This is a genomic window from Bradyrhizobium huanghuaihaiense, from assembly GCF_025200885.1.
GTDB lineage: Bacteria > Pseudomonadota > Alphaproteobacteria > Rhizobiales > Xanthobacteraceae > Bradyrhizobium > Bradyrhizobium huanghuaihaiense.
This window is the reverse complement of sequence record NZ_CP104172.1, coordinates 9,126,051-9,152,916: the sequence shown is the minus strand read 5'-3', so window position 1 is coordinate 9,152,916 and position 26,866 is coordinate 9,126,051. Positions and strand designations below refer to the sequence as shown.

The window sequence follows — 26,866 nt, the reverse complement described above, 5'->3', positions numbered from 1 at the left end:
CCCGTGCCTCCGGCGGATGGCACATCAAGGGATGGACCCTGTCCTGCGTGCCTCGTGAACCGCCTTCGGGGACAGGCTTTTCGGCGCCGTGCGGTTTCGGACTTGCTTGGCCGGTACTAACCATGACCTGCTCGCTTCTGCTTTTCCACCGATGAGCAGCACGCTTCGGTGAGGTTGAATTTCAAGATCTTCAGGGTATCCAGCAGGCGCAAACCCTCCGCCTCGGACAAGCCGGCCAATGCCTCGCGGCGGGCTACCTCGCCGAGCTTACGCGCCTGCATCAGCTTTAGCCGGCCTGCCGGTGCAAGCCGGAGGATCCAGACGCGCCGGTCGGACGGATGCGGATGTCGTTCGATCAGTTCGCAGGCCTCCAACTTGTCCAGGATGCGCGAAAGCGTGATCGGCTCCACGTCGAGGAGTTCCGCTAATCCGCTTTGGTTAACGCCTTCGTTCTGATCGAGATACGCCAGCGCCTGCCATTGCGATCGCGTTAGCCCGGATTCACGGGAAATCTGCTCGAACCTCTTCCTGAGCAGCCGCGCGACTTCGTGCAGCAGAAAACCGAGCGTGGGGGATCCGACTTCCATAGCCAAAACTCCTACGTAAGCTTATGATAAGCTTGCTTATGAAAATGATAAGCTTGCTTATGAAAAGGGCAAGCGCGCGACCCCTGCAAACACACCATCGTGAAAGGACGGTCACTAGGGCGGTAGCTTCGGCACGGCGCGGTCCGCGAACTTGAAATACAAGGAGACCGGGGAATCTGTTGACGTCCGGGCGACAATTGAGTGCTGCCCGTATGGCAATGCCGGCGAAGCAATCCTGGATCCACTTCACAGTCAGCATCCGAATTGCCCAGATCGCGCGAATTCGGCGCCCACCTGAGCGCGAAAATACGCCCACGATCAGCGGAATGCGCAGTAAACCCACATGGCCGTTTTGGCCTCAGGGCGACCACTTCCGGTCCACCACATGACCGGACCATTTCAGGCCCGACTCGGCGTTCGGGCTAAGCGCCCAACCGAATGTGCCGGCTATTTCCGAAACTCAAGATATGCCAATCCTGAAGAATCATGCTCAGTCGTCGTCCGGCTGAGGCACGACCGGAGGTTCGACGGTCGGTCCTCTTCCTCTTCATCAGGATCCCGGGGTGACTGAAGATGCTAGACCCACCCGCCACGCACCACTAGGTCGAATCGGCGTGGTCCTCACGTCGCGGGATGTCGAAGCAATTTCAGGCCTTCCTTTGCCGTGCAAATGGCACGAGCAGCAATCCCAGGAGCGCCACGCAAGCAAGGAAGGCCCACGCTTCATTGGTGCTCAGAGCCAAGGAAGCCTTCTCAACCATAGGACGGACAAATGCCACGGTACGCGCATCAGGCGGCCCCGGAAGCCTGCTTGCGAACAATTCTGGACTTAGTCCGATCGCCTGCGCCGCCGTCACGTCACCTGCAAGCAGGCGGTCGCGGAGATCGTCCGCATGCACAATGGTTCGCCCGTAAAGGATCGTATCGACGAGCGCGATACCGATCGCGCCGCCAAGATTCCGCATCAGATTGAACAGGCCGCTCGCGTCTGGTACCTGCGCTTCAGACAATGTGCCCAGCGCCAGCCGGGTTGGCGGCAGAAGACAAAACATGATCGCGACGCCTCGCACGACCTGAGGCCAGAACATCTCGTCGAAATCAGCAAGACGGGTCTGAAAGGCGCTCATTCCAAGGCCTAGCGCAAACAGCGAGAAGCCTATGCCGGTCAGCCACCGGGCGCCGACGCGACTTTCCAGTGCAGCTGCGAAAGGAGCTGTCACCAGCTGTGCAACACCGGTCACCAGCATGATAAAGCCGATTTCGAATGCATTGTGGCTGCGGACAAACGCCAGGAAGACCGGCATCAGATAGACCGATCCAAACAAGCCGACACCGAGACAGAAGCTCAGCGCGCAACCGACCGCGAACGAGCTCTCTTTCAGGGTAGAAAGCTCTACGACTGGATATGCAGCTCGCAATGTTCGGTGCACGAAAAGGGCGATGCAGGCGGCGCCGCCGAGAAATAGCCCGGCGCAATACGGAGATGACCATCCGAAGCGGGGTGCATCCATAAGTCCTATCTCGAGGCTTGCAAGACCTGTTGCCATCGAGACAAGCGAAACGCCGTCGAGCTTCACCAGATCGGCGAGACGGATCGCTCCGCGTGGCAGCAGGAACGGCGTCACTGCTGCCGCGACCAACCCGGGAACGATATTGATCAGGAATAGCCAGTGCCATGAATAGGTTTGTGTGATCCAGCCCCCGACAACGGGTCCAACCGTTGGTGCGAGGACGGCGACCACGCCGCCGACTGTTGTTGCAACGGAATGGAGGCGAACCGGAAACAGCAGAAACACGGCCGAGAAAACCGCCGGGATCAGCGTCCCCCCGGCAAACCCCTGCACCACGCGGAAAGCGATCAGCATCCCGAACCCGGCGCTGAAGGCGCAGCCCACCGAAGCGACCGTGAACAGCATGATGGCTGCGACGAACAGCCAACGTAACGTCAGCACACGCGTCAACAGGCCAGTCAGTGGTATCGCGACAATTTCGGCGATCAGGTATGCGGTCTGGATCCAGCTCATCGCGTCAGGCGAAATTCCAAGTGCGTTCTGGATTGTCGGCAACGATGTGGCGACGACCTGAATATCGAGAATGGCCATGAACATTCCAAGGCACATCAACAGGAAGCCCAGCCAGGTGGCGGTGCTCGGAGTTTCCTTTCGGGATCCTTGATTGCTCATTGGACGGCGCGAGATGGCCGCTCGTGCACGACGGAGAGCGCTCGTGCTTCAGCGCGAATGCGGATGCTAAGCACGACCGCATTCAGGATCGTGAAGATCAGCGCTATCAGGGGCAGGCGGAGCGCCACTGGGAGAATGGCGATCTCTGCTGTGACCACAGCGTAATTGGGATGTGAAAAATATCGGTAGGGACCAGCCGAGATCAATGTTTCGCCCGGCACCACCATGATGCGTGTCGTCCATCTTGGGCCAAGTATGGCGATCACCCAGAGGCGAAGACCCTGCAGAACGATGAACAGTCCGAGCGCAACAAAGTTGACCGGTTGATCGCGCCCATACGCCCACAACGCGATGAGCCAGGCCGTGTGTAGCGCGACCACCAGCGGATAATGCCCTGCCGCCGTCTCGATGGCGCCGCGTGCCAGAAGCTTGCCAGTATTGTAGCGGGCCAGAACAAGTTCGCCGACACGCTGCAGCGTGACTAAGGCGAGAATGGCAGCAGCAAGGCTCATGCCGCGTGCTGCAATGCGACGCAGCTTGCGGTGAAGCCTGGTCCGAGCGAGGTCAGGAGTGATCTAGGTGGAAGGCCGCGCGCCCGGGCGCGTTCGAGCACAAACAACACCGTCGGAGCTGACATATTTCCGAAATCGGCAAGAACGCTGCGTTCATGGTCAAGCGCGCCCTGATTGAGGACCAGAGCGGTCTCCAGCGCGAGCACAACCTTGGTGCCGCCTGGATGGCATATGAAGCGATCGATGTTGCCAATCGAAAGATCCATCAAAGCGAGAATTCCGCTGATGGCCGGATTCATATTGGTCCTGACAAAATCCGGAATGGTTCGCTGAAAGATTACCCCGAACCCTTCCGGATCAATCTTCCATCCCATGACGTCCAGCGTGTCCGGCCAGAGATGCTCGCCGGTCCCCGTGATGCGCGTCGCGCCACCATCGCCCGCCCGCAGCACGACGGCGGCGGCGCCGTCGCCGAACAGGCTGGCGGCAACGATGTTTGCCTTGGTCAACTCGTCGTGACGAACGGCCAGCGTGCAAAGCTCAATCGCGACGAGGAGCACGTTGGTGCCGGGCCGTGCTCGCGCCAGCCGCGATGCAATCGAGAGGCCTGTTACACCGCCCGCGCAGCCCAGCCCGAATACCGGTACGCGCGATACATCGGATCGGAATCCAATCTTCCCGGCGACGCGGGCCTCGAGGCTCGGCGTTGCGATCCCCGTCGAGCAAACCGTGACAACGGTATCGATATCGCTTGCTGTCAGCGCAGCCCGTTCGATTGCCTTACGTGCGACATCGATGAACAGAGCTTCTGCTCCTTCCAGAAAGGCCACGGTACGTTCCGGCCAGCCACGCTGTTCGAAATACCACTCGATCGGTTTGACGCCGTAGCGGTTGATGACGCCGGTATTTGCGAAAATGCTGGAGAGAGTGTCGAACTCGGGATAGCGATGGCTGAGGATGTTCCGGGCCGCCGCCAGCACCTGCTCTTGATGAAGCAAATGCGGGGGAACTGACGTCGCCAATGACAGCAAAGCGGCCGCGTGTTTCATGTATTGCTCCTACCTCAACGCCAATGTTCTTGAAGCAACCGCCCGTGCCAGTACCTCGGCAACTCGATATCAATTGGGCTCTTCGCTTCGATGTTAAGTGAGTGGTGCCACAGCGGGGTCGGCGGCCTGCCTCGCTCCTTGGCGGACTTCGAAGGTCGCTGACACCTTCGATGCCCGGTCAACAATCACTTGTAAAAGATGTAGTCGGCCGTGTAAGCGACACGCTGCTCTGTTCCGGCCTTCGGACACGCGCCAGTCGGCCCGACACCCCCAGAGGTGTTGACTCGTTGGACGAAGTGCGCGCCGCCAAGGACCCCGGATCCCGAGGATTGCGTCGACAATAGCAGCCAGGGAATCGCGCCCGCCTTCGGAGCGGGTTCGTTTGCTAAAACCTTGCCGACGGCCTTCGAGCCATCTAGAGCTTCCCAGGTCGGACCGGCATAGTGCTTGGCGAACAGTCGGCCCCTCGCGTCGATAAGCTCGGCCTCAGGGGCCTCGAAATCCCATTCGTTTGCGCTCCCTTTTGCGCTGCAGACGTATATCTGAACGCCCTTGGCCGCGTACTTGCCGACCAGCGGGCCTTTCCCCACGGGTGCAAGCTTGGCCGGAATATCCTGAGCGATTGCGGAACCCGCGAAAAGCGCAAGAGCAACGAGGGTGAATAGCGAGCGGATAAACATGGAGATGCCCTTAGCGCAAGTGCAGACTGATTGATGATGGAGACTGAGAGGTCTAGTGTGTTCGTATTCCGGCGGTCGCGCCCGTGATGAGGCCGTCCGATCTCGGATACGATGCCTCTGGCTTCTTCAGAAGCGATGCACTGAATGATGTCCCCGCCGCGCACGGCCGCGTGCCATTCGATCGCCCGTGTTCGATGGTTATCCCTCACATCGGCGGCGTGATGCCGTCACGACCGACCAAAACGCGCTTCGAGGATAGCGTGCCGTCGCTCTGCTTGGCGACGAACGCAATGATCTTGGCGCCAGCCTTCAGTTCACTCTTGGCGCCGTCCACAAAATTGACGATCGGCGTATCTGGTGAAACGACAACAGTCTTTTCGCCGTCCTTGTATTTGACCGAGAGAGACTTGCCGTCGTTAGCATCGACTTCCTGCGCGACCGTCGCGTTTGTCATGGTGCTGCTCGGGCGTAAGTCATATTGGCGAAAACCCTCAGCAGTGCCGCGCGCCGATTCAGGAAAAATGTGGATTGCGATCGCTTTCTGGCTACCGTCGGCCTGGGGCATTCCGGTTATGCCGATGTAGGAGCCGGGCTTCACGTCGGCGAGCGTGGTCTTGACGAGACCAGTCACGACAACGTCACTCGCCATGGCGATCTTCTGCGTGGATCCGTCGCGCGCGGTGACAGTGAGGTTATTGCCATCGACGTTTCCGATGGTTCCGCGGATACGCGATGGTCCCTGCTGCTGCGCGGCGGCGGGGGACACATTCAGCAGGGCGCACGTGACTGTGACGGCAAGTAGCTTGGCAGTGGTGTCTGGCATTGAATGACTTTCCGTAGGGATGGGGAGGCGACGTTTGGTTAACCCTTGTCCTGAATCGATATTCCGCGTTCACGCACTCGTGCGATATTCAGGCGGCACCGCAGGGGTCAAGAGTCATTTGGATTGGCTTGGAGGCTTTCAGCTGTGTTTCATTCCAGAGGCGCCGGGCCTGGGCCGTGGCAGCTTGAGGTCGAGCCGCTCGTTTTGGCTGCGGACCGAAGAGTGACGGGCTCGCCGTTACTTTTGTAGAATACAGATTAGCCATAGCATGTAAGCGTCCTTCGCCGGGGTTTCGTTGTTTGGGACTGCGCTTTCGCCGCGACACGTCGTCGAAGAAGTCGTGCGCGAGAGCGTTCGCCTTAAGCAGGCTGTCCGCCGGTGGCTTCCAGGATCAACCGGCTGATCTCGTCGGGGTGAGAGATCAGCGAGAGATGGCTGGCCTTCACCTCGATGGTCTTGGCACCCATGCGCTTGGCCATGAAGCGTTCGAGATCGGGATTGATTGTACGGTCTTCCGTGGACACGGCATAGAAACTCGGCTTCGACCGCCAGGCCGCTTGAGTCGTCCTGCCCGTGAGCAAGGCCTTGTGGAACGGCTGCTGGACCGCGCAGAGGACCTTCGCTTCCGCTTCCGGCAGGTCGCCTGCGAAATCCCGCAAGAAGGCTGCCTCGGTGAGACGTCCTTCATCGCCGTCAAAGACAATGCCGGCGGACGCCGGTGGTGTTGGAAACGTTTTGGCCAATGCCGTGTAATCCTCGTCCGCATCCGGCGCGCGCGCCGCCACATAGACAAGAGCCGACACGTTTGGATGCATGCCGGCCTCCGTGACGATCATTCCGGAGAAGGAATGCCCAACCAGCACCGTCGGACCATCCTGCCGCGCCAGCACGCGCTGCGCCGAGGCTACCGCGTCAGGCAGCGTTGTCAGGGGGTTTTGCACGGCCGTGGCATTGAGCCCCGCTGCCTGCAATCGTGCAAGCACTTCGGACCAGCTTGACCCATCGGCGAACAGCCCGTGTACAAGGACGACGTTTCGGGCCTTCGGCGCGGGCTGCGCTGCTGCTGCGGCGCCCTGGACAAGAGTGCTTGCCGCCCCCGCAGCCACCATGCTCACGAATGTGCGTCGATTCAATGGATACTTTGGCCGAAGATCGTCTTGGTTGACCATGGAAGTGTCCTTTCAAAGGTTGGAGTTGGCTACTGGAAGAGTTTGAGTTGGCTATTTGGGAATTGCCGCAAGCATGCCGGCAACAATGGTCATTGTCGCAACATCGTCATCGCTACTCCGTGAAGGCCTTTTCGCAGGACTCCTCTTCCGCATCTATATTCTGAAGGAGGAGCCGTGTTGTTACGCGGTGTCACGGCGTTGTGATTCCGCCGGACTTCGAGTCGGCCGCCGAGATATGCTTCGAGGCCCAACAGCCCGTCGATATCCGTAGAACCGATGACGAGTCCATCATTCAAAAGCCTCATGATTTCTCTCAATTCGGCGAAATTGATCCGTGCGCTCTCGACGGTTCCAGTCAGAACCTTGAACGGCAAAACGAGACGTCCCCAGCCTGTGTCGCGTGGATCAAACGCCAGATGCCGAGTGCCAACGGTGTGGCGCCGCCGTCGGGTGCGGCCACGACCACAACATTAATGGCCGCCATGATATCGGCGATCTTCGCACGCGCGGTGTTGCTGTCAAACAGGTTGCGGATGATGGCAAACGTCATCGCTGTGCTCGCTGCGCCGACGCCCTGAAGGAGGCGGCCCGCCAGCAACACCGGAAACGATGGGGCGAGTGTGCAGGTGAGGCTACTGATGACGAACAGCGTGACGGCAACGGGATTGCTCGCCAGGCAACCGTAGCTTTGGGCTATTGACCGCGTCGACTCCAGGGGCCTTCGCTCCACAAACGCGTAAGCGGTTCTTCATCGGTGTGGATCCCTGGAGGCAACTTTGTAAGCAGGCATTGCGCGTTGCGATTAATCCGGCCCGCGGGCCTCAGCGCAAGATAGCGCCGAGGCCGGCAGTGATCGCAGCGTGATCGATTTTTGGTCTTCAACGAACGACTACAGACCGCCACGACGATCTACGACAGTCCATCAACCGCAGACTTGAACGGGTTCCTGACGCCAGCCTTGTTTTGTGTGAACGCGTCGATGAACCACGTGGCAGCTGCCGTTGTCACTGTACGTGTCGTTATAGGCGTATGGATAATAACCGTACCCATACGGATAATCATAAGCATGGTCGTCATAATCGTATGGGAATAAGCCGAATTCGCGGCCGCGGAAACCACGACCATGGAATCCACCGCCGTGGAAAATGCCAGCCACCCCGGTATGGAAGCCGCCACCCCCGCCACCGTGAAAACCTCCGCCACCGAAGCCGCCACCATGGAAACCGCCACCACCAAAGCCACCACCGTGGCCGCCGCCAGAGCCGCCGCTCATACCGCCACCTCCGTGGCCGCCACCACCGCCACCTCCGCCGCCACGCGCCAATGCCATTGTCGGCGCAGCCAGGCCAACGGACGCGACTGCCAATAACGCGATAATTGTCTTACGCACCATAACCATTCTCCGTCAGAGAGATCGCTCCCAGCCGCGATGCTCTTCGCAGGTGGCGTTGGCCTTGAAGAAGCGCTACGAACCTTGACGAGCTCGTTACTGCCGGTTGCGAGTCCGTTGCTCAACTCTACGCGAGACTCTGCGCGAGCCGTGCCTGGGTAAATTTAAAGTCAGGAATCTAAATTCAAAGTCAGAATGAGGTGTGCGCGGATCGCGCACAACGCATTTAGACGACTCCGCTGTTGCAGACCTAACCTGATTTAGACTCTCCCGACAAAAAAGCTGCTGCTCGGCATACGGCTCGCCTCTGCATCCCGCCGTTCCATCTAGCGTCGTCCACAAAGGACGACGCGCGCTATTGTCACTCATAGTCAAACCGCATCACGCACGACTGATAGTGACTTGTATCGGGCGCCACAGGAAAGAGATGAGGGCTCCTAAGCCGGGCTCATCCTTCAACCCAGAGCCAAGGTCAACACGCCAAATAGAGGTCAAGCATGTCGAAACAGGTTCGTGACCATCTAGCTTCCCTTCGCGCCGGGCTATTGAACCATCCCATCTACGCGGAGGTTTCTTCTGTCGACGATCTGCGGCGGTTCATGGAAGATCATGTCTTCGCGGTCTGGGATTTCATGTCGCTGCTGAAGCGGCTGCAGCAAGACCTGACATGCACAAGAGTGCCGTGGTTTCCTGCAGACAATGCGCGGGCTGCGCGCCTGATCAATGACATCGTGATTGGTGAGGAGACCGATATCGATTTGGATGGCTCCTATGTCAGCCACCTCGATCTTTACCTCCGTGCCATGGCCGACGTCGGAGCCAGCACCCGCCAATTTGAAGCGTTTCGTTCGCTGGCGCGCGTCGGTACGTCGGTTGAAGGGGGGATGGTGCGGACCGGCGTGCCGCCTCATGTCCGAGCCTTTGTTGCGCATACGATGACGCTGGCCCAGTCGGGGTCGACGGAAGAGGTCTTGGCCGCATTCTTTTATGGTCGCGAAGACATTATCCCCGAAATGTTTAGCAGACTTCAAAAGACGCTCCCTGGCATTAAGCACGACAAGGATCGCTTGCGTCATTTCGTCTACTACATCGAGCGGCACATCGAGCTCGATGGCGACAGTCACGGTCCAATGGGGAGGGAACTGCTCGAAGGCCTGGTCGCGGAGTCGCCGCAGAGAAACGAACGTGCGCTGCGCGCCGCGTGTAACAGCATCCAGGCCCGGATCGAGCTTTGGAATGGCACATTAAGCACCCTTCGAGCCGCGCGCGCCGCGTGAAGGCTGCGTCCGAACTGTAAGCCGCCGGACAGCCGATAGGCGGAGTTCGGCGGCTTAAGCGGATCGACGCCGAACCGTCGACCGTTCCCTGCGCTTGGGCACGGTCGGATTTGAAGGTCGGATCTGGCTCGAGTTCTTGGCGACCAGTTGAAGGCCCGCTGACGTCCGTAATGCATGCTCAGATTCAAAGCGGATTGCAGAACCGAAACCAGATTGATTGCGGACTCACACGACTATTGCCGGCGGCTGATCAGCACATCTCGGCAAGGCGGATGCAGCCTGGTACCATGTTCCTTCGGGCAGGCCAGAATTGTAAAATCGCCTTGATCCATCCACTTGCGACAGAACCGCTGAACATCGTGGATGCAAGCCTTCTCGTCCTGGTCGGTGCCAGCGTGCTGAGCAACGGCTTCGGTCGACAGGTTCGCGAGCAACGCGAGGGCCAGGAGAAATTTATTCATTTGCGTTTCCTTCCCTCACGGGCGACTCAAGTCAGGGAGGAAACGTAGGTGAGATCTAGTCGCGCGGCTGACAATCGCGCGTCGTATCGGACTACTGGTCGGTGCAGCTGTTCTGGTCCCCCTGATCGGCTTCGTCCTGCAGCTCATTATTTGCATGCCGCGATGGTTGAGGAACGCCAGTCGGCAATGCGCAATGAGGTGTCAACCGTTATCTCTATGCTGCAGCCTCTTGTGGAGAATGGGGCTTCCGGCAAGTTGTCGGAGGCCGAGGCTAAAGAGAGAGGGCCAAGGCGTTGTTGCGTCCGATCCGCTACAGCGACGGCTACTACTTCTTCGTCTTCAACGAGAATGGCGTGACGGAGGTCATGGGACCGAAGCCCGAGTTCGAAGGCAAATTACGGATGGACGCGGTGGACGCGAATGGCGTCCGCTACAATTGTGACATGTTCGATGCGGCCAAGCGAGGCGGCGATTTCGTTCGCTTTGCCTTCCCGCGCGCCGGCGAGACAGAGCCGAAGCCCAAGATCGGCTATGCCGCCAAGGTATCAGCCTGGCACTGGGTGGTTGGCACTGGTGTCTATGTCGATGACATCGAAGCGATCTTCATGTCGCGGGTCCGGGAGACCCTGCTGGGCGTCGGCGTGCTCATGATCATGCTCGCCGCTTGCGCCTGGCCGATCGCCCGCGGCATCGTTCTGCTTCTGCGCACGATGACGGGGCTCATGGTACGGCTCGCGACCGGAGACACCAAGGTGACGAATCCGGCCGATCGTGGCGACGAGCTCGGGGACATGGCCAAAGCGGTCGAGGTGTTTCGTGACAACATGATTGATGCTGGACGTGTCAAGGCCGAGCAGGAGCAGCAGAAGCAGCGGGCAGAGGTCGACAAGTCGGCAGCGTTGCACAAAATGGCTGATGAGTTGGAGCGCGGCGTGCTGGCCCAGCGCGACAGCCAGGCGGTCTCGGCAGGCAGATGCGCAATACCGCGCACGGTATGTCAGCCACAGCTCAAGAAACAGACCGGGAGGCGACGACCGTAGCCGGCGCCTCGGAGCAGGCGCCGGCCAATGTTCAGGCAGTTGCGGCGGCGACGGAAGAGCTGAGCTCCTCGACTACCGAGATCAGCCGCCAGGTCAACGAATCCGCCCAGGTCGCCGGCCGTGCGGTCGAGGAGGCGACGCGCACCGATGCGGCGGTCCAGGTTCTGTCCGACGCAGCGGAAAAGAGCGGCGCGGTAGTCAAGCTGATCTGCGACATCGCCAGCCAGACCAATCACCTGGCGCTCAACGCCACGATCGAGGCAGCGCGTGGCGGCGAGGCCGGCAGAGGCTTCGCCGTCGTTGCATCGCAGGTGAAGAGCTTGGCTAGCCGGACGGCGCGTGCCACCGAGGAGATCGCCGCCCAGGTCGTAGCCATGCAGGGCGTCACCAACGAAACGTTGGGCGCCATACAGAAGATCACCGGCATCATCGGTACGATCGGGGAGATCTCAACGGCCATCGCATCGGCCGTCGAGCAGCAGGGTGCAGCGACCTAGGAGATCAGTCGCAACGTCCAGCAAGCGGCACGCGGCACGGGCGACGTCTCGAACAACATCGTTGGTGTCAACCATGCCGCCTCCGACACCGGCGCTGCCGCGGGCATGGTACTGGACTCGGCCGAGGAACTGGTCGGCAAGTAGATACAATGCGCGCGAATGTTGGCGCCTTCCTGTCGCGGATCCGCGCAGCTTAAGGTCGGCGAGGCTATTCGGGACAGTCACAAGCGTGCATCGAGGCGGTTCCGAAGATCGGGGCGCTCCCCGAGGGAGTGCAACTTAGCTAGACTAGTGATTTGGACGCGCCTGTGGTGAAATTTTGGGGTAGGCTGAAGGAGCTGGTGCTCTACGGAGCAACCGAGTCAGGAGGCACCCATGAACGTTGCGGCTTGGCTGCACGGTTTGGGATTGGGGCAGTACGAGCAGGCGTTCCGCGAGAACGACATCGACGCCGAGGTTCTTGCCCACCTGACCGCCGACGATCTGATCGGGGTTGGCGTCACCTCGGTCGGCCACCGCCGCAAACTGATTGCCGCGATCGCAGCGTTGCGTGATGCAGCAGCGCTGACGCCCCTTTCTGTCCCGGGCGCGCCGGCCTCGATATCGGTGGTGGCTTCGCCGCTGCCGGAGGCTGAGCGGCGGCAGGTGACAGTGCTCTTCGCAGATCTCGCCGGCTATACGAAGCTCGCCGACGAACTTGATGCAGAAGAAGTCCACGCCCTACTCGGAAGCTTCTTCGACCTTGCCGATGCAAGCGTCGCCGATCACGGCGGAGTTGTCGACAAGCACATCGGCGATTGCGTAATGGCGGTATTCGGGGCTCCGCTGGCCCATGGCAACGACCCAGAGCGATGCGTCCGGGCTGCCCTCGAAATCGGGCGCCGCGTGCCCTTGCTTGCGGCCGAGCTCGGCCGCCCTATTGGGGTACACATCGGCATTGCCAGCGGCGAGGTTATTGCGAGCGGCACTGGGAGCGCGCGCCACCTTGAATACACGGTGACCGGCGACTCCGTGAACCTCGCCTCGCGTCTGACGGATAAGGCGGCCACGGGCGAGATCCTCATTTCGGATTCAGTCCACAGGGCACTCGCCGAACGGGTCGACTGCTCCGAGGTCGGCGAGCTCGCCATCAAAGGCCTCGCGAAGCCCGTCAGGGCGTGGCGACTGCGCGCCTTTCGCGAGCCGGCCCGTTCGGAGCGTCAAGTCTTTGTTGGACGGCAACGCGAACTGCAGCAGCTCGAAGCAGCGCTGGCCCACTGCCGGAGCACGAGACACGGCGGCACTATCTACATTCACGGGGAAGCCGGAATCGGCAAAACCCGTCTGATTGAGCAGTTCCAGGTAAAGGCCGAGCGAGCGAACTTCGCCTGTCACAGCGGGCTGGTGCTCGACTTCGGAATGGGCTCAGGCCAAGACGCAATCCGCTCGCTCGTCCGTAGCCTGCTCGGCCTGATGGGCGAGAGCAGCCAAGAAGAGATCGACGCAGCGGCTGAAAAGGCCCTCAAGGATGGCATGCTTGCTGATGAGCGGCGGGTGTACCTGAACGACCTCCTGAATGTGCCGCAATCGACCGAGCTGCGTACGCTCTATGATGCGATGAACAACGCGGCCCGCAACCGCGGCAAGCGGGCGACGGTCGCCGAGCTAGTCACCCGCGCGAGTGGCCGTCGTCCTCGGCTTCTCGTGATTGAGGATCTGCACTGGGCTGACCAGATGACTCTCGATCATGCAGCGAACCTTTCCGAGACAATTCCTGGGTGTCCGGCGCTTCTCGTTATGACCTCGCGGCTCGAGCCCGACGCGTTCCGTGAGCTCCGGCGCGCGACGATCGCCGACCAGCCGATCGTGACGATCGAACTCGGCTCCCTCCCGCCGCGTGAAGCCAACAGACTCGCCGCTGCCTATCTCGACACACTCGGCGAGATCGCCCAGCGCTGCGTCGAACGGGCCGCCGGCAATCCGCTGTTTCTGGAGCAACTGTTGCGGCATGCCGAGGACAGCGCCGAGGGCACCATCCCGGGGTCGATCCGAAGTTTAGTACAGGCTCGCTTGGATCGGCTCGCGTTGCCCGACAAACGAGCGCTGCAAGCGGCCTCAGTTCTCGGCCAGCGCTTTACTGCCGAAGCGTTGGCAACCCTGCTCGACCAGCCGGGGTTGAACTGCGCGAACTTAGTGCGACACCGCCTCTTGCGCCCGCAAGGTGATCAGTTCCTCTTCGCCCACGCGCTAATCCACGCGGGCGTCTACGACACCCTGCTCAGGAGGCGGCGCCGCGAGTTGCACCGGCGGGCGGCAGATTGGTTCAAGAGCCGTGACCTAACCTTGTGTGCACAGCATCTCGATCGAGGCGATGACGACGGCGCTCCCCGAGCCTACCTGGAAGCGGCCCGGGCGGAAGCGGCCGAGTACCGGGTCGAACGGGCCCGGCGACTTGTCGAGCGCGGGCTTGCCTTGGCGAAGAAGCGGGCCGATGTGAGTGCACTATCCCTGCTCTGGGGTGAGATCCTGCATGACTTCGGTTCAATCGCAGAATCGATTGCTGCTTTTGAGCAGGCCTTAGCAGTCGCCGATGTTGACATCGAGCGATGTCGAGCCTGGCTTGGGCTCGCCGCCGGCCTGCGATTGACGGATCGTTTCGATGAGGCCTTTGCAATGCTGAACAAGGCCGCGGCCGCGGCCGCTATCGACGACCTCGCGGGGCGAGCGCGGATCCACCATCTGCGCGGCAATCTTCACTTCCCCCTCGGAAGACTCGTCGAGTGCCTGCAGGAGCATGAGCTTGCGCTCGATTGCGCCCAAAGAGCCAATTCGCCAGAGATGCAGGCGCGTGCTCTTGGCGGCTTGGGCGATGCCGAATACGCGCGCGGTCGGATGGCCAGTGCCCATCGGCACTTCAGCCGGTGCGCGGAGCTGTCGCGCGCGTCCGGCGCCGGGCGCATCGAAGTCGCCAATCTCAGCATGGTCGCGCATACCCAAGTGTATCTCAATGATTTCTCCGACGCGCTCGCGACGACCCAGATGGCGGTCGAGTTGGCGGCGCGGGTCGGGCATCAGCGGGCGGAAATCATCGCCCACATCGCGGCGTGCACCGTGTTTCGCACGACCGGCGAGTTTGCACGTGTGAAGATGCATGCCGAGCGGGCCCTGATCCTCGCTCGGCAGCTTGGCGCCAAAAGGTTCGAGGCGACCAGCCTCCGCGATCTGGCCATGGTCGCTCGCGCGGAAGCGAGTAGGACGGAGGCGATCGAGGTTCTGCACCGTGCCTTGGCGATCAGCCGCGAAGCTGGGCTCAACTTCGCGGGCCCGTGGATCCTCGGCTACCTTGCGGTGATGACCGAGGATCCGATTGAACGTGATGCGGCGCTGACGGAAGGCGAGGAGATTCTCCGCAAAGGCGCGGTGGGCCACAATCATTTGTGGTTCTTTCGCTACGCGATCGACGCGTCGCTAGACTCTGAGGATTGGGACGGCGCGGAGCGTTATAGTGCGGCGCTCGAGGATTATACGCGGCCAGAACCGTTGCCTTGGGCCAACTTCTTCGTCCGATATGGACGCGCTCTCGGTGCATATGGTCGCTGCCAACCCGGACAGGATACGACCAGCAACCTTGCCAACCTGGTAGTCGAGGCCGAGCGCCTTGGCATCGGTCCGGCGCTTGCGACCTTGCGCTACCGCACCAGAAGCGTGAGGTGATTGTAGACCGGGCTTTCTAACGGAGGACCGCTCCAAATCAAGAGCGTCATTCCTGCGGGGCAGATCTTGCGATCGATAACGACGCGCGCAGAACCCCGATTCTGCAAGTCGGGCAGGTCCGCTTCGGGGTCAGTCGCGGCGATTTCGCCATGTCCGCCTTACGTCCGCTTCGCCTCCATAGCGACCGGACACCAGACATCGTCCGCGGTCTCAAACGGGCCATAACCGGAAATCCCGGAACGGATATACGTCTTCCGGTTCCTCTCCATTGCGACTGGTCGAGGGCCATCCCCTGATCGGCAGCATACTTGCCACCGGACGTTGGCCCAGCCGAGACTTGGCACGCTGGACGGCGAGCAGGGAACGGGTCATCGAAGGTCGCCCGCCGGTAGTCTTCTCGACCTGCGCCGCGCTGTTCTGCCTCGCCAGCACTCCGCTGCTGCCGCTTTACCCGCAAGGTAGATTGGGACAGACTGACTTTGCAAATGGGTGACTGGCGGTGCGAGCCAGAGGCTTTGCTCCATCGCTCTGGAGTGGGAGCGTCAGCATGCCCGATTGGCCGAACGAACGGGACCGACCCAGTCGCGGCACTGAAAGCGTCCGCATCGCTCTGGCGCGGCTTGGCCCCCAGACACAGCAAGTGCAAACCAGTGGGAGTTCAGCGACGACATTGACGTCGCGTTTTCTCCCGGTTATTTGCGCCGCCATTGCGGTTGGAATCTTCGTCGCTGACACTGTTACCCCCGCTGAGATCGCTTTCGGCGTGCTGTACGTCGGCGTTGTGCTGCCAGCGGCAAGGTTTCTTCAGTGGCGTGGTGTTGTACTCGCGACATTGGGATGCATGGCGCTGACGGTACTAAGCCATGTTCTGTCGCCGCACGAGCAATCGCTAAGCATCGCTGTTGCAAACAGACTTATCAGCCTTGTAACGATCGGCGTTGCCGGTTTCATCGCCGTACAAGGCCAATTCAGAGAACTGGTGCTGCGCGAGCAGGCCAGCCTCCTCGACCTCACCCACGACACCATCTTTGTGCGCGATATGGACGACGTCATCGTTTACTGGAATCGTGGCGCCGAGGAACTGTATGGATGGAAGAAAGCGGAAGCCATCGGTAACGTCACTCACCAGCTCCTGCAGACGGTCTTTCCCGTGCCACTTGAAGAGATCACGGCGGGGTTGCTCCGCACGGGCCGCTGGCAAGGTGAACTCGTCCACACGAAGAAAGACGGCACACCGGCGATGGTGGCGAGCAGGTGGTCTCTGCAACGGGACGCGCGTGGCCATCCCGCCGCGACCTTGGAGACCAATAACGACATCACCGAGCGCAAGCGGGTGGAGGATCTGACCGGGCAGGTGTTCGAGAGTTCACCTGACGGAATCGCCGTCATTGGTCGAGACTACCGGTTTCAGCGCGTCAACCCGGTGTACGAGCGGATTTGGCAAATACGGGCCGACGGGTTCGTCGGGCAGCACGTTGGGGATCTGCTGGGTACCGAGTTTTTTGAGCAGGAGGTCAAACCGTATTTGGACCGCTGTCTCACAGGAGAGGGCGTCAGCTTCGCGGGATGGTTTGCCTATCCGGTCGGCCGCCGTTACCGGGTCGTGTCCTATTGGCCGCTGCGGCTCCATTCGGAGCAGGTCGAGGCCGCGCTCGCGATTGTTCGTGACCTCACCGAACATGCGCTGGCCTCCGAAGCCTTGCAAGCGGCGCAGGCTGAGCTCGCGCATGTCAATCGCGTCACTACGATGGGCCAACTGACGGCCTCGATCGCCCATGAGGTGAACCAACCGATCGCCGCCGTGGTCACCAACGCAGACGCCGCCTTGAACTGGCTGAACGCTCAGCCGCCCAACCTGGACCAGGTCCGGGAGATCCTCGGCCAAATCGCTAATGACGGCAACCGAGCTGGCGACGTCATCGGCCGGATCCGCACCCTTATCAAGAAGGCGCCGCCGCGCAGGGGTCGGTTCGACCTCAATGAAGCCATCCTCGAGGTCATCGCGCTGGCCCGCAGCGAGGTTCTGAAGCATGGCGTCTCGCTGCAAACCGGGCTCGCGACCGGCCTGCCGGCGGTGGACGGCGACCGCGTCCAACTCCAACAGGTCATCCTCAACCTGATCCTCAATGCGGTCGAGGCCATGAGCGGCGTCGACGAGGGAGCACGGGAGGTGCTGATCAGCACAGAGGCGGATGCCGCGGGCGGCGTGCTCGCCACCGTGCGCGATTCTGGTATGGGGCTGGACCAGAACGATGCGGACCGCCTGTTCGAAGCCTTCTACACGACCAAGCCGGAGGGCATGGGCATGGGCCTGGCCATTTGCCGTTCAATCATCGCCGCTCACGGCGGGCGGCTGTGGGCGACCGCCAATGAACCTCGCGGCGCGGTGCTTCAGTTCACCCTACCTCCAGAATCGGACGAGACAGCTCGCGCGGAGCCCACCGACCGTGCGCCGGTGGTGTGAGGTTGCAGGTTGGGGTCGAAACGAGTCCGTTCTCGGTGGCGGCCGATGTCCCAGCTGCGATCGCCAGAATTGTCGGGTAGGGGAGTGGCCCGGCCGTGCTCCTGCCCCCGCCAGCGATAAGCTGGCCAGGGGCCAATACCGCGATCGCCGTGATCGGCATCGATATCGGCAAGACTCGTTCCACGTCGTGGGCCACGATACGCGCGGCGCCATCGTGCTGCGGCAAAAGTGGTCGCGTGGCCAAGTGGAAGCCCGGCTCGCCAATATACCGCCTTGCCTGATCGGCATGGAAGCCTGCGTCGGCGCACATCACATGAGCCGCAAACTCGCATCGCTTGGTCACGACGCCAGGTTGATGCCGCCAAATATGTCCGCCCTTATAGCAGAGGACAGAAGAACGACTTCAATGATGCCGAAGCGATTGCCGAAGCCGCGCAGCGCCCGACGATGAAGTTCGTGGCGACCAAGACTGTGGAGCAACTGGATCTGCAGGCGCTGCATCGGGTGCGCGAGCGGCTGGTGCGCAACGCACCGGCATCATCAACTAGATACGCGCCTTCATGCTGGAACGCGGGATCGCCGTACGCTAGGGTATCGTCTTCCTGCGCACGGAACTGCCCACCATCCTTGCGACGCGCACCGATGCTCTGTCGCCACGCATGTTGCGTGTCATCGAGGAGTTGGCAGGTGACTGGCGCCGGCTGGATCAGCGCATCGATGGCCTCTCCAGCGAGATCGAAGCACTGGCCCGTCAAGATCAGGCATGTTCGCGCCTGATGACGGTGCCTGGCATCGGGCCGCTCATTTCGAGCGCCATGGTGGCCGTGATCGGCACGGGAGACGTCTTCTCCAAAGGCCGCGACTTCGGCGCCTGGCTCGGGCTGGACCTAGGCAGATATCGACGGGAGACCGCACGATCCTCGGCAAAATCTCCAGGCGCGGCCATCGCTACCTGCGCGTTCTGTTCGTGCAGGCGGCATGGGTCGTGCTGGTCAGGATAAGAACCAGGAACGTTACGGGCTCAAATCCTGGATCGACGCCGCCAAGAGGCTGTTGCACCACAACGTGCTGGCGATCGCGCTCGCCAACAAGCTCGCCCGGATCGCCTGGGCGGTGCTGAGGACGCGCCTTCGAGCTGACGAGGACCGACGATGCAGGCGTCGTCCGACCCGCTTGATTCTCGCGCCCTGCTCGGCGCGGTCAAGGCGCAGCCTGGCAACGCCGGAGCCAGCGTTCTGCGGGCCGGGACAAAGGGACGGTCCTTGGCTCGAACGAAGGAACTGCGAGACAGGAGGAGCAAGCGATGACATAACCCTATCAACAGTTTCCAGCCGAGGTCTGCGAGAGGATGAGACGAGATCGAGGTTCGGTCTTCCCGGGGCATGCGAACCCTGGTGACCCAAATGGCCCCGTCAAGGCTTGTCCGGTAATGAGAACGCACGCGCGCTGATATCCATGATGGCCCGGAGCAAATGCTCCAATCAAAGGCCGGAGACATTGATGCAAGACCACTCACCGCCAACTCGGCGAAACCACTTGCAACGCACGGCCGGACCATACAAGGTCAGTTCAAGGCTTTGGAAGAAGCAGGTCTGTCTGGCGCAGAATTGGAGTCCATCAGCAGCGGCTATGCCAAACGCCTCATTCCGCGACTTCGAAGCTAGAGAGCAAGCGCGGCGGTCGCTAAGGTCCTTTGCACCCAGCCCGCGATCAGCAGGAATGACAGGATTTGGGCAGCGGGACTACCATGCTTTCTTCTGCCTCCCTTCCGTCTGCTGAGGCAATATCCTGCTCATGGCAAGGCATGTCGGGCCACGCGAACGATACCAATGCGGCGTCAGGTAAAACCCGGAAGGTCCAGACCGTATCTGGTCGGGCCCTTCTGATGGAGAAAAAGGCCGGAAACTGGAGCATTCTCGAACCCGAACCGGCGTGCTCTATGGAGGAATATTTGCCCATTTCGCACGACGACATCGTCGATCCCGTGTTGTATTCGGACGAAGACCGACTGCATCGGATGCTGTCCGAGCTACGCCACACCGATCCCGTGCGCTGGACAGAGCCGTCGAACTATCGGCCGTTCTGGGCGCTGACCAAACATCCCGACGTCACGGAAGTGGAGCGACAGAGCTCACAATTCATCGTCGGACCGCGCAATCGGCTTGTCACCGTCGAAGAAGAGGAGCGGGTCAGGGCCAAGACCGGCGGAAAGCCGCTGATGCGAACCCTCCCGACCATGGACGACCCGGACCATCGCAAGTACCGGAACGTGAGCCGTCGCTGGTTCCAGCCTGGCAGCCTCCAGGCCCTGGAGCCCCAACTGGCATCGCTGTCGAGGGAATACGTGGACTTGATAGAGGCGGCCAATGGCGAAATCGATTTCGTGCGGCAGGTGAGCGTTTGGTTTCCACTCCGGGTCATCATGCTCATTCTCGGCTTGCCTGAGCAGGATGCCGAGATGATGCATCGACTGACCAGCCAGCTGTTCAGCCCTCACGATCCGGACACCGCACGCCAAACCGACGGTCACGCGATCGCCGAGGCCGGCGCCGAACTGTTTGCCTATTACAGGGACGTGCTAGAGGAACGGAGAAAGAATCCGCGCGGCGATCTCGCCTCCGAAATTGCAAATGCGACAGTCGATGGCGCGCCAATCAATGACCATGAGGCGCTGTCCTACTTTGTCTCGATTACGGCCGCTGGTCACGAGACGACTGCAGGGGCAATTGCGGGAGGCATTCACGCCCTTTCGGTGAACCCGGACCAGTACAGATTGATTCGGTCAAACCCCAACCTCCTGCCGAAGGCGATCGAAGAGATCCTGAGATATGTATCCCCGGTTCGAAGCTTTATTCGGGTGGCCGTGAACGATTACGAACTTCGCGGCAGGCAGATAAAGCGCGGCCAGTCGGTCCTGATGATCTATCCGTCCGCCAATCGGGACGAAGAGGTCTTCGAGAATCCACACGCGTTCAATGTTGAGAGATCAAGCAACGAGCATATCGCCTTCGGCTTTGGCCCGCATGTGTGCATCGGGCTGGCGCTCGCCCGGCTGGAAATGAAACATTTCCTGAAGGAGTTCGCGACCCGCATCAATCATGTCGAACTCACCGAGCCGGCCATCTGGGTGAAGAACAACTTTCTTGGCGGCCCGAAATACATGAAAGTGAACTGCGCCTTTGCGAATTGACCGCCGACCGGGGCGGTTGCCATGAAAGAACCGGCTGCTGTATTGCTGGGCGACGCCACAGGCATTGGACGGCGGATTGCGCGCTCGTCAGTGCACAAAACTCCTCGTGCTGGCCGGCGCCCTCGACGGTCAACCAGGGCGGCCGCGGGCGATTTACAGATCCGATGTAGCCTGTTGATCTATATAGCGCTCTCTCGGGTATTTTTTACAGCTAAGTTCTTGATGTGTATTAGACAGCACGAGACTCTTAATCAGCGGGTCCCAGGTTCGAGCCCTGGTGCGCCCACCAAGCTTTTCAATAGCTTGGAGGTTGGTAGCGGTCGTCATTCCGACAGACGTGTCGTGTCTATTCCGACAAACCGGCTGCCTTTGTTCTTTCCTCTCGCTGTTTCTTCGTGCCGGAAATTAGCTGTTTCCGCCCGTGCTTCGCATAGCTCGGTACTGGTCGCGATAAACGTTGACGCTCCACCGTGGATGGTCGTTTTTGCGAGGATCCGTGAGGTTCGAGACCTCGTAGGGAAGAGCTATAGGGACGCGACGTGCGGCCTAAGCAGACAGCGCAACAGACCAACCTACAGGGGGGCAATTTTGGACGCCGATCCCCCGGCTTAGGGGGCAATATTGCAGGCCCAATGACACGCCGGGCCGGGATGTGAAGTAAAAATCGGATAAAAGTCGCAGAACAGGAGGGGCAGGGTTCCATCGATCGCAACAGGCGACGTCTGCTGCTATCGCTGCGGCAAAAACAGATCCGAATTGCGCGCCTTCGCTGAACTGACGGAATAGTTCCCGGTGCGCCAGTGTTGGAGCCCGGCTGACTGCCGGGAAAATCAGCAAAGGCTCGGCATCGCTGCGGAGCCTTCTGTTGAGTTCTGAATGTCGGACTTAGAAGTCCATACCACCCATACCACCCATGCCGCCGCCTCCCGGAGGCATGCTACCCGCACCGGTGTTCTTCTTTGGCACTTCGGCCACCATGGCTTCGGTGGTGATCAGGAGCGCTGCGACGGACGCCGCGTTCTGGATTGCCACACGAACCACCTTGGTCGGATCGATGATGCCCTTGGAGACCAGATTGCCGTATTCGCCGGTCTGCGAATCGAAGCCGTAGGCGTACTGATCCTTTTCGAGGATCTTGCCGACGATAACCGAGCCATCCTCGCCGGCGTTGATCGCGATCTGGCGAGCGGGAGCCGACAGCGCCTTGCGCACGATCTCGACGCCGGTCTTCTGGTCATCATTTTTGGTGCGAATGCCCTTGAGATGCTCGGAAGCACGGAGCAGCGCAACGCCGCCGCCCGGCAGGATGCCTTCCTCGACAGCCGCGCGGGTCGCATGCATCGCGTCATCAACGCGGTCCTTGCGCTCCTTCACCTCGACCTCGGTCGCGCCGCCGACGCGGATCACCGCGACGCCGCCCGCCAGCTTGGCGAGACGCTCCTGGAGCTTCTCACGATCGTAGTCCGAGGTAGTCTCCTCGATCTGCGCCTTGATTTGCGCCACGCGCGCCTCGATGTCGGCCTTCTTACCGGCGCCGCTGACGATTGTGGTGTTCTCCTTGTCGATCATCACCTTCTTGGCGCGACCGAGCATGTTGAGCGTAACGTTCTCGAGCTTGATGCCGAGGTCCTCCGAGATCGCCTGGCCGCCGGTCAGGATCGCGATGTCCTGCAGCATGGCCTTGCGGCGATCGCCGAAGCCCGGAGCCTTGACGGCCGCGACCTTCAGGCCACCGCGCAGGCGGTTCACGACCAGGGTCGCGAGCGCTTCGCCTTCGACGTCTTCGGCGATAATGATAAGCGGCTTACCGCTCTGCACCACGGCTTCCAACAAGGGAAGCAATTCATTCAATTGAGATAGCTTTTTCTCATTGATCAGGACGTATGCATCATCCATTTCAACGCGCATCTTTTCGGCGTTGGTGACGAAGTAGGGCGAGATGTAGCCGCGGTCGAACTGCATGCCCTCGACAACCTCGAGTTCGGTCTCGAGCGACTTGGCTTCCTCAACGGTGATGACACCCTCGTTGCCGACCTTCTTCATGGCGTCGGAGATGAACTTGCCGATCTCCGCATCGCCGTTGGCCGAGATCGTGCCGACCTGGGCGATCTCTTCGTTCGAGGTGACCTTCTTGGAGTTCTTGACGAGGTCGGCGACCACGGCTTCCACAGCCATGTCGATACCGCGCTTCAGGTCCATCGGATTCATGCCCGCGGCAACTGACTTGGCGCCTTCACGGACGATCGCAGCCGCCAGCACGGTCGCAGTGGTGGTGCCATCGCCGGCCGCGTCAGCGGACTTGGAGGCGACTTCGCGAACCATCTGGGCGCCCATGTTCTCGAACTTGTCGTCGAGCTCGATCTCCTTGGCGACGGTGACGCCGTCCTTGGTGATGCGGGGAGCGCCGAACGACTTGTCGAGCACGACGTTGCGGCCCTTCGGACCGAGCGTGACCTTTACCGCGTTGGCGAGGACGTCGACGCCGCGCAGCATCTTGTCGCGCGCTTCAACCGAGAATTTGACTTCTTTGGCTGCCATCTGGAATCTTCCTTGGATGATGTTTGACTGGAGGGAGGAGAGGGGCTCTTAAGCCGCCTTCTTCTTGGACTCGGTGACCTCGAGAACGCCCATCACGTCGCTCTCCTTCATGATCAGGAGGTCCTGGCCGTCGATCTTGACCTCGGTGCCGGACCACTTGCCGAACAGCACGCGGTCGCCGACCTTCAGGTCGATCGGGATCAGCTTGCCGGCCTCGTCGCGCCCACCGGGGCCGACGGCGACGATTTCGCCCTGGGAGGGCTTTTCCTTGGCAGTGTCGGGAATGATGATGCCGCCAGCGGTCTTCTCTTCTGCGTCGATGCGCTTGACCACGACGCGGTCGTGAAGCGGACGGAATTTCATGGTCTCCTCCTATTTTTCAGTTGCGTTTATTTTGGATGAAATAGCAATCGAAGCCAGCGAGTGCTAATCGCTCCGAAAATAAGCTGGCCTGGCCGGCATACAAGACAACGCCGCGAAGGATTGTGAAAACTTCTGCACCCAAGGACATACGGGCCGTTAGCACGTGCGGTAAGCCATTGTTACAGCCTGAAAGACCCGCTGAATGCCGGGGACGGCTGAAATCGAGCAAAGGTTATCTGTGACTGATGCTCTGCAAAATTGGCGAGCGGACGGTCCCAGTGCCAATTTACTCACCTGACATGCTGCCTGTGGCTGATTGTACATGCCAGCGGTATCCCACACGGATGCCGTCTTGCCTAACCCTTGCAAGCCGTTCATTTCAGAAATATGCACGGTTCTTGCGCAGCAATTCCGGCGGAAGCATCCTGTCGCGGTGCAGCGGCAAGAGTCGGTGTCCCATTACGGTGCCGGATAAGCCGCGAACGCGAAGCACCTCGACAAGCCGCAGTTGCATGACTACCGATCTGCCAGACCAGTGTCCCGAGGAATGAACGTGACGAAGTCGACCGCGCGCAAGGCCAAATCCACAACAAACGTCCTGCGCATGGCTGTGGCAGAGGCGCCGAAGCGCCTCCGGTCGGATGGTAACGTCACTGAAACGACCTATCGGAAGCTTCTGGACTTGATTGAATCGCGGCAGCTTATGCCGGGCGAGGTCATCGAGGAGCGACGGCTTGCGCTTCGCCTCAAGGTGTCGCGCACGCCGCTACGTGCCGGGATCAGCCGTCTGCTCGGCGAGGGCAGGCTGGAGCAGCTTTCGAATGGCTCGGTGATCGTGCGCAACATCGGCATCGCCGAGCTCCTCGAGTTGATTCATCTGCGCCTCATTCTGGAAAGCGAGGCGGCCTCGCTTGCTGCAACGCGTATCAGCCTTGATGTGCTGCAACCGATCAAGGCCAGCCTGGAGAAGATCCTGGCCACCGCCGAGGTCACCAAAGCTAAGCACTGGACGCTGGATGACGAGATTCACGACCAGATTGCGAGCCACTGCGGCAACCGCTCTCTCGCCACACTGATCGGAGAGACCCGCCGCAAGATCAGGATGTGCAATGTGGAGCGCCGTCCCGAGCGGTTGTTGCCCGCGTGTCGCGAACATCTCGCGATCGTCGATGCCATCATCAAGCGAGACGCAGTAGTGGCGCGCCAGGCGATGATCCAGCATCTGACCAACGTCCGGCAGGGGATGTTGGAAACGTTCGGGATTTTCTTGCCCGACAGTCACGGCTGAACGCTGCTGCTGTCAGGTCGCCGACCTGTGCTGGGCTGTTCGGGCTCCGCCGCATTCCGTCCCGGCCCCTCATTCACGATTGCTGCCCTGCGAAGAGGTCACGGCTCGCGCCCTTGACACGGCGGTACCTCTAAGCTCCAATGGTATACCACTGGTATTACCCCGGCCGGTGAGTGTCGTCTGCATCGTTGGCTGTATCCGAGCTTCAATGAACCATTCTCCTTCGTACATAGTGTCGCTCGAGCCGCTGTCCGTTGAGGCCTTTGGTCCTTTCGGCGACGTTGTCTCGCGCCCGACCGGTGAGCGACGGCGTTACCTTCCGACGATGCTGAACCGTGCGGACGAGGCGCAAACATTCTCGCTGTGGATCAGCGGCGCGGCCGCGGTCGGAAAGCTCCCGCTGCGTCTGATCACGCTGGAGCGGCATCCTTATTCGGCGCAGACCTTCGTGCCGCTCGGTTCCGCGCGCTATCTCGCCATCGTCTGCGCAGCGACGCCCGACGGCGGTCCCGACCTGGCGACGCTGCGCGGATTCATCGCCGGTCCCGACCAGATCGTTACCTACGCGCGCAATGTGTGGCATCATCCGATGACGGTGCTTGACGCCCCGATGGAATTCGCGGTGGCGATGGGCGTGACCGGCCAGCAGAACGATGACGTTTTCTTCGGTCTCGATGCCACCGTCACCATCGTTATGCCTTCGGCAAGTTCGTAGAGGGTAATGGTCATGACCGCGCAAACGGACCAGGATCGCGATTTCGTCGGCTATGGACGCAATCCGCCGGATCCGAGATGGCCCGGTGCCGCTCGCATCGCGCTCAACATCTGCATCAATTACGAGGAAGGATCGGAGGCTTCGTTCGCCGATGGCGACGGCGTTACCGAGGCGGCGCTGACGGAGGGTGGCGGGGGAGGCTTTGAAGGGCGCGATCTCGCTGCGGAATCCATGTTCGAGTATGGCAGCCGCGTCGGTTTCTGGCGGTTGATCCGGTTACTCGCCGAGCGCGGCATGACGGCCACCGTCATGGGCTGTGCCCTCGCGCTGGAGCGCAATCCGGAGGCGGCCGCTGCGATCCGCGAGCTTGGATACGATGTGTGCGCTCATGGCTGGCGCTGGGAGCGGCATCAACATCTAGGCGAGGACGAGGAGCGCGAGCGGATCCGCAGGACAGTGGCAAGCCTCGCCCGGACGACCGGCGAGCGACCGCTCGGTTGGTATTGCCGCTACGGCGCCGGAGTGAACACCCGCCGGCTGGTGGCCGAGGAGGGAGGCTTCCTCTACGATTCCGACGCCTACAATGACGAGTTGCCGTACTGGACCACGGTGGTCGGAAAGCCCCACCTGGTCGTCCCCTATGGTCTTGTCAACAACGACGCCAAGTTCATCCGTGGCGCGATGACGACCGCCGACGATTTCTTCGTCTATCTGAAAGACGCTTTCGACATGCTCTATGCCGAAGGCGCGACCGCGCCGAAGATGATGTCTGTCGGCCTCCACACCCGGATCGTTGGCCATCCAGGCAGGGCTGCGGGCCTGGCCCGCTTTCTTGACCACGTTGCCACGCGTGACGCGGTGTGGGTGTGCCGACGCCTCGACATTGCCCGGCATTGGATTGCCACCCATCCCGCACAGCCCAGAAAGTCTTGATCCATGGAAGGACC

21 protein-coding genes and 1 pseudogene are annotated in these 26,866 nt (G+C 61.0%); 11 read left to right on the top strand and 11 right to left on the bottom strand.

Features of this window, described 5'->3' with window-relative positions; genetic code table 11:
* Positions 1 to 116: 116 nt before the first annotated feature.
* The 8 genes from N2603_RS42690 to N2603_RS42655 form a co-directional block, all read right to left on the bottom strand.
* Entirely contained in the window at positions 117 to 587 is a 471-nt protein-coding gene (locus tag N2603_RS42690) for a MarR family winged helix-turn-helix transcriptional regulator (protein ID WP_260386911.1), read from the bottom strand.
* A gap of 647 nt (positions 588 to 1,234) precedes the next feature.
* Positions 1,235 to 2,770 (bottom strand): DHA2 family efflux MFS transporter permease subunit, encoded by a 1,536-nt coding sequence (locus N2603_RS42685; RefSeq protein WP_425248963.1) that lies wholly within the window; start codon positions 2,768 to 2,770, stop codon positions 1,235 to 1,237.
* Positions 2,767 to 3,282: an isoprenylcysteine carboxyl methyltransferase family protein gene (locus tag N2603_RS42680; protein ID WP_260386910.1), complete on the bottom strand. Its 516-nt coding sequence runs from the start codon at positions 3,280 to 3,282 to the stop codon at positions 2,767 to 2,769. The genes N2603_RS42685 and N2603_RS42680 overlap by 4 nt, the downstream gene beginning before the upstream one ends.
* Entirely contained in the window at positions 3,279 to 4,331 is a 1,053-nt protein-coding gene (locus tag N2603_RS42675) for a type III polyketide synthase (RefSeq protein WP_260386909.1), read from the bottom strand. Before N2603_RS42675 ends, N2603_RS42680 begins: the two co-directional genes overlap by 4 nt.
* 185 nt (positions 4,332 to 4,516) lie before the next feature.
* Positions 4,517 to 5,011, bottom strand: coding sequence for a DUF3455 domain-containing protein (locus N2603_RS42670; protein WP_260386908.1), 495 nt, complete (start codon positions 5,009 to 5,011; stop codon positions 4,517 to 4,519).
* A gap of 205 nt (positions 5,012 to 5,216) precedes the next feature.
* The gene (locus N2603_RS42665; protein WP_260386907.1) at positions 5,217 to 5,834 is read right to left on the bottom strand and encodes a hypothetical protein; all 618 of its coding nucleotides are present in this window, start codon (positions 5,832 to 5,834) and stop codon (positions 5,217 to 5,219) included.
* A 359-nt stretch (positions 5,835 to 6,193) separates the two neighbouring features.
* Positions 6,194 to 7,003, bottom strand: a complete 810-nt coding sequence (locus N2603_RS42660) for an alpha/beta fold hydrolase (RefSeq protein WP_260386906.1) — start codon at positions 7,001 to 7,003, stop codon at positions 6,194 to 6,196.
* Positions 7,004 to 7,358: 355 nt separating this feature from the next.
* Entirely contained in the window at positions 7,359 to 7,553 is a 195-nt protein-coding gene (locus tag N2603_RS42655) for a hypothetical protein (protein WP_260386905.1), read from the bottom strand.
* Positions 7,554 to 8,126: 573 nt separating this feature from the next.
* Between N2603_RS42655 and N2603_RS44850 the strand changes: the two genes are divergently transcribed.
* Together N2603_RS44850 and N2603_RS42645 are read left to right on the top strand one after the other, a co-directional pair.
* Positions 8,127 to 8,372 (top strand): hypothetical protein, encoded by a 246-nt coding sequence (locus tag N2603_RS44850; RefSeq protein ID WP_311740920.1) that lies wholly within the window; start codon positions 8,127 to 8,129, stop codon positions 8,370 to 8,372.
* A gap of 518 nt (positions 8,373 to 8,890) precedes the next feature.
* On the top strand, positions 8,891 to 9,670 hold the full coding sequence (locus N2603_RS42645) for a DUF3050 domain-containing protein (RefSeq protein WP_260386903.1): 780 nt from the start codon (positions 8,891 to 8,893) through the stop codon (positions 9,668 to 9,670).
* 233 nt (positions 9,671 to 9,903) lie between these two features.
* On the opposite strand, the gene N2603_RS42640 is transcribed toward N2603_RS42645, so the two are convergent.
* Positions 9,904 to 10,131 carry a hypothetical protein gene (locus tag N2603_RS42640; RefSeq protein WP_260386902.1) on the bottom strand — a complete coding sequence of 76 codons (228 nt, stop codon included), beginning with the start codon at positions 10,129 to 10,131 and terminating at the stop codon, positions 9,904 to 9,906.
* Between the two features lie 296 nt (positions 10,132 to 10,427).
* Here N2603_RS42640 and N2603_RS42635 point away from each other — a divergent pair, with 296 nt between their 5' ends.
* The 6 genes and pseudogenes from N2603_RS42635 to N2603_RS42610 all read left to right on the top strand — a co-directional run bounded on the left by N2603_RS42635 (position 10,428) and on the right by N2603_RS42610 (position 21,015).
* Positions 10,428 to 11,171, top strand: a complete 744-nt coding sequence (locus N2603_RS42635) for a cache domain-containing protein (RefSeq protein WP_260386901.1) — start codon at positions 10,428 to 10,430, stop codon at positions 11,169 to 11,171.
* Positions 11,105 to 11,668: a methyl-accepting chemotaxis protein gene (locus N2603_RS42630; RefSeq protein ID WP_260386900.1), complete on the top strand. Its 564-nt coding sequence runs from the start codon at positions 11,105 to 11,107 to the stop codon at positions 11,666 to 11,668. Before N2603_RS42635 ends, N2603_RS42630 begins: the two co-directional genes overlap by 67 nt.
* Positions 11,669 to 12,043: 375 nt before the next feature.
* On the top strand, positions 12,044 to 15,361 hold the full coding sequence (locus N2603_RS42625) for an adenylate/guanylate cyclase domain-containing protein (protein WP_260386899.1): 3,318 nt from the start codon (positions 12,044 to 12,046) through the stop codon (positions 15,359 to 15,361).
* Positions 15,362 to 15,908: 547 nt separating this feature from the next.
* Positions 15,909 to 17,825 (top strand): PAS domain-containing sensor histidine kinase, encoded by a 1,917-nt coding sequence (locus N2603_RS42620; protein WP_260386898.1) that lies wholly within the window; start codon positions 15,909 to 15,911, stop codon positions 17,823 to 17,825.
* Positions 17,826 to 17,941: 116 nt separating this feature from the next.
* Positions 17,942 to 19,002, top strand: a pseudogene (locus N2603_RS42615) (IS110 family RNA-guided transposase).
* A gap of 570 nt (positions 19,003 to 19,572) precedes the next feature.
* Complete coding sequence (locus N2603_RS42610) at positions 19,573 to 21,015, top strand: cytochrome P450 (protein WP_260386897.1); 1,443 nt, start codon at positions 19,573 to 19,575, stop codon at positions 21,013 to 21,015.
* A gap of 885 nt (positions 21,016 to 21,900) precedes the next feature.
* Here the strand turns inward: N2603_RS42610 and groL are convergent.
* Together groL and N2603_RS42600 are read right to left on the bottom strand one after the other, a co-directional pair.
* Positions 21,901 to 23,553, bottom strand: coding sequence for a chaperonin GroEL (groL, locus tag N2603_RS42605; RefSeq protein ID WP_260386896.1), 1,653 nt, complete (start codon positions 23,551 to 23,553; stop codon positions 21,901 to 21,903).
* A 48-nt stretch (positions 23,554 to 23,601) separates the two neighbouring features.
* Positions 23,602 to 23,916 carry a co-chaperone GroES gene (locus tag N2603_RS42600; RefSeq protein WP_260386895.1) on the bottom strand — a complete coding sequence of 105 codons (315 nt, stop codon included), beginning with the start codon at positions 23,914 to 23,916 and terminating at the stop codon, positions 23,602 to 23,604.
* 553 nt (positions 23,917 to 24,469) lie between these two features.
* Between N2603_RS42600 and N2603_RS42595 the strand changes: the two genes are divergently transcribed.
* The 3 genes from N2603_RS42595 to N2603_RS42585 all read left to right on the top strand — a co-directional run bounded on the left by N2603_RS42595 (position 24,470) and on the right by N2603_RS42585 (position 26,852).
* On the top strand, positions 24,470 to 25,204 hold the full coding sequence (locus tag N2603_RS42595) for a GntR family transcriptional regulator (RefSeq protein ID WP_260386894.1): 735 nt from the start codon (positions 24,470 to 24,472) through the stop codon (positions 25,202 to 25,204).
* Positions 25,205 to 25,373: 169 nt separating this feature from the next.
* Entirely contained in the window at positions 25,374 to 25,919 is a 546-nt protein-coding gene (locus N2603_RS42590; protein WP_260386893.1) for an ureidoglycolate lyase, read from the top strand.
* Positions 25,920 to 25,931: 12 nt separating this feature from the next.
* A complete protein-coding gene (locus tag N2603_RS42585; protein ID WP_260386892.1) occupies positions 25,932 to 26,852 on the top strand; it encodes an allantoinase PuuE in 921 nt (306 codons plus the stop codon).
* Positions 26,853 to 26,866: the final 14 nt, after the last annotated feature.

Excerpts from the sequence above, each read along its gene's own strand:
- N2603_RS42690 (WP_260386911.1), bottom strand. The coding sequence starts at position 587 with ATGGAAGTCGGATCCCCCACGCTCGGTTTTCTGCTGCACGAAGTCGCG.
- N2603_RS42685 (WP_425248963.1), bottom strand. The coding sequence starts at position 2,770 with ATGAGCAATCAAGGATCCCGAAAGGAAACTCCGAGCACCGCCACCTGG.
- N2603_RS42680 (WP_260386910.1), bottom strand. The coding sequence starts at position 3,282 with ATGAGCCTTGCTGCTGCCATTCTCGCCTTAGTCACGCTGCAGCGTGTC.
- N2603_RS42675 (WP_260386909.1), bottom strand. The coding sequence starts at position 4,331 with ATGAAACACGCGGCCGCTTTGCTGTCATTGGCGACGTCAGTTCCCCCG.
- N2603_RS42670 (WP_260386908.1), bottom strand. The coding sequence starts at position 5,011 with ATGTTTATCCGCTCGCTATTCACCCTCGTTGCTCTTGCGCTTTTCGCG.
- N2603_RS42665 (WP_260386907.1), bottom strand. The coding sequence starts at position 5,834 with ATGCCAGACACCACTGCCAAGCTACTTGCCGTCACAGTCACGTGCGCC.
- N2603_RS42660 (WP_260386906.1), bottom strand. The coding sequence starts at position 7,003 with ATGGTCAACCAAGACGATCTTCGGCCAAAGTATCCATTGAATCGACGC.
- N2603_RS42655 (WP_260386905.1), bottom strand. The coding sequence starts at position 7,553 with ATGACGTTTGCCATCATCCGCAACCTGTTTGACAGCAACACCGCGCGT.
- N2603_RS44850 (WP_311740920.1), top strand. The coding sequence starts at position 8,127 with ATGGAATCCACCGCCGTGGAAAATGCCAGCCACCCCGGTATGGAAGCC.
- N2603_RS42645 (WP_260386903.1), top strand. The coding sequence starts at position 8,891 with ATGTCGAAACAGGTTCGTGACCATCTAGCTTCCCTTCGCGCCGGGCTA.
- N2603_RS42640 (WP_260386902.1), bottom strand. The coding sequence starts at position 10,131 with ATGAATAAATTTCTCCTGGCCCTCGCGTTGCTCGCGAACCTGTCGACC.
- N2603_RS42630 (WP_260386900.1), top strand. The coding sequence starts at position 11,105 with ATGCGCAATACCGCGCACGGTATGTCAGCCACAGCTCAAGAAACAGAC.
- N2603_RS42625 (WP_260386899.1), top strand. The coding sequence starts at position 12,044 with ATGAACGTTGCGGCTTGGCTGCACGGTTTGGGATTGGGGCAGTACGAG.
- N2603_RS42620 (WP_260386898.1), top strand. The coding sequence starts at position 15,909 with ATGCCCGATTGGCCGAACGAACGGGACCGACCCAGTCGCGGCACTGAA.
- N2603_RS42610 (WP_260386897.1), top strand. The coding sequence starts at position 19,573 with ATGCTTTCTTCTGCCTCCCTTCCGTCTGCTGAGGCAATATCCTGCTCA.
- groL (WP_260386896.1), bottom strand. The coding sequence starts at position 23,553 with ATGGCAGCCAAAGAAGTCAAATTCTCGGTTGAAGCGCGCGACAAGATG.
- N2603_RS42600 (WP_260386895.1), bottom strand. The coding sequence starts at position 23,916 with ATGAAATTCCGTCCGCTTCACGACCGCGTCGTGGTCAAGCGCATCGAC.
- N2603_RS42585 (WP_260386892.1), top strand. The coding sequence starts at position 25,932 with ATGACCGCGCAAACGGACCAGGATCGCGATTTCGTCGGCTATGGACGC.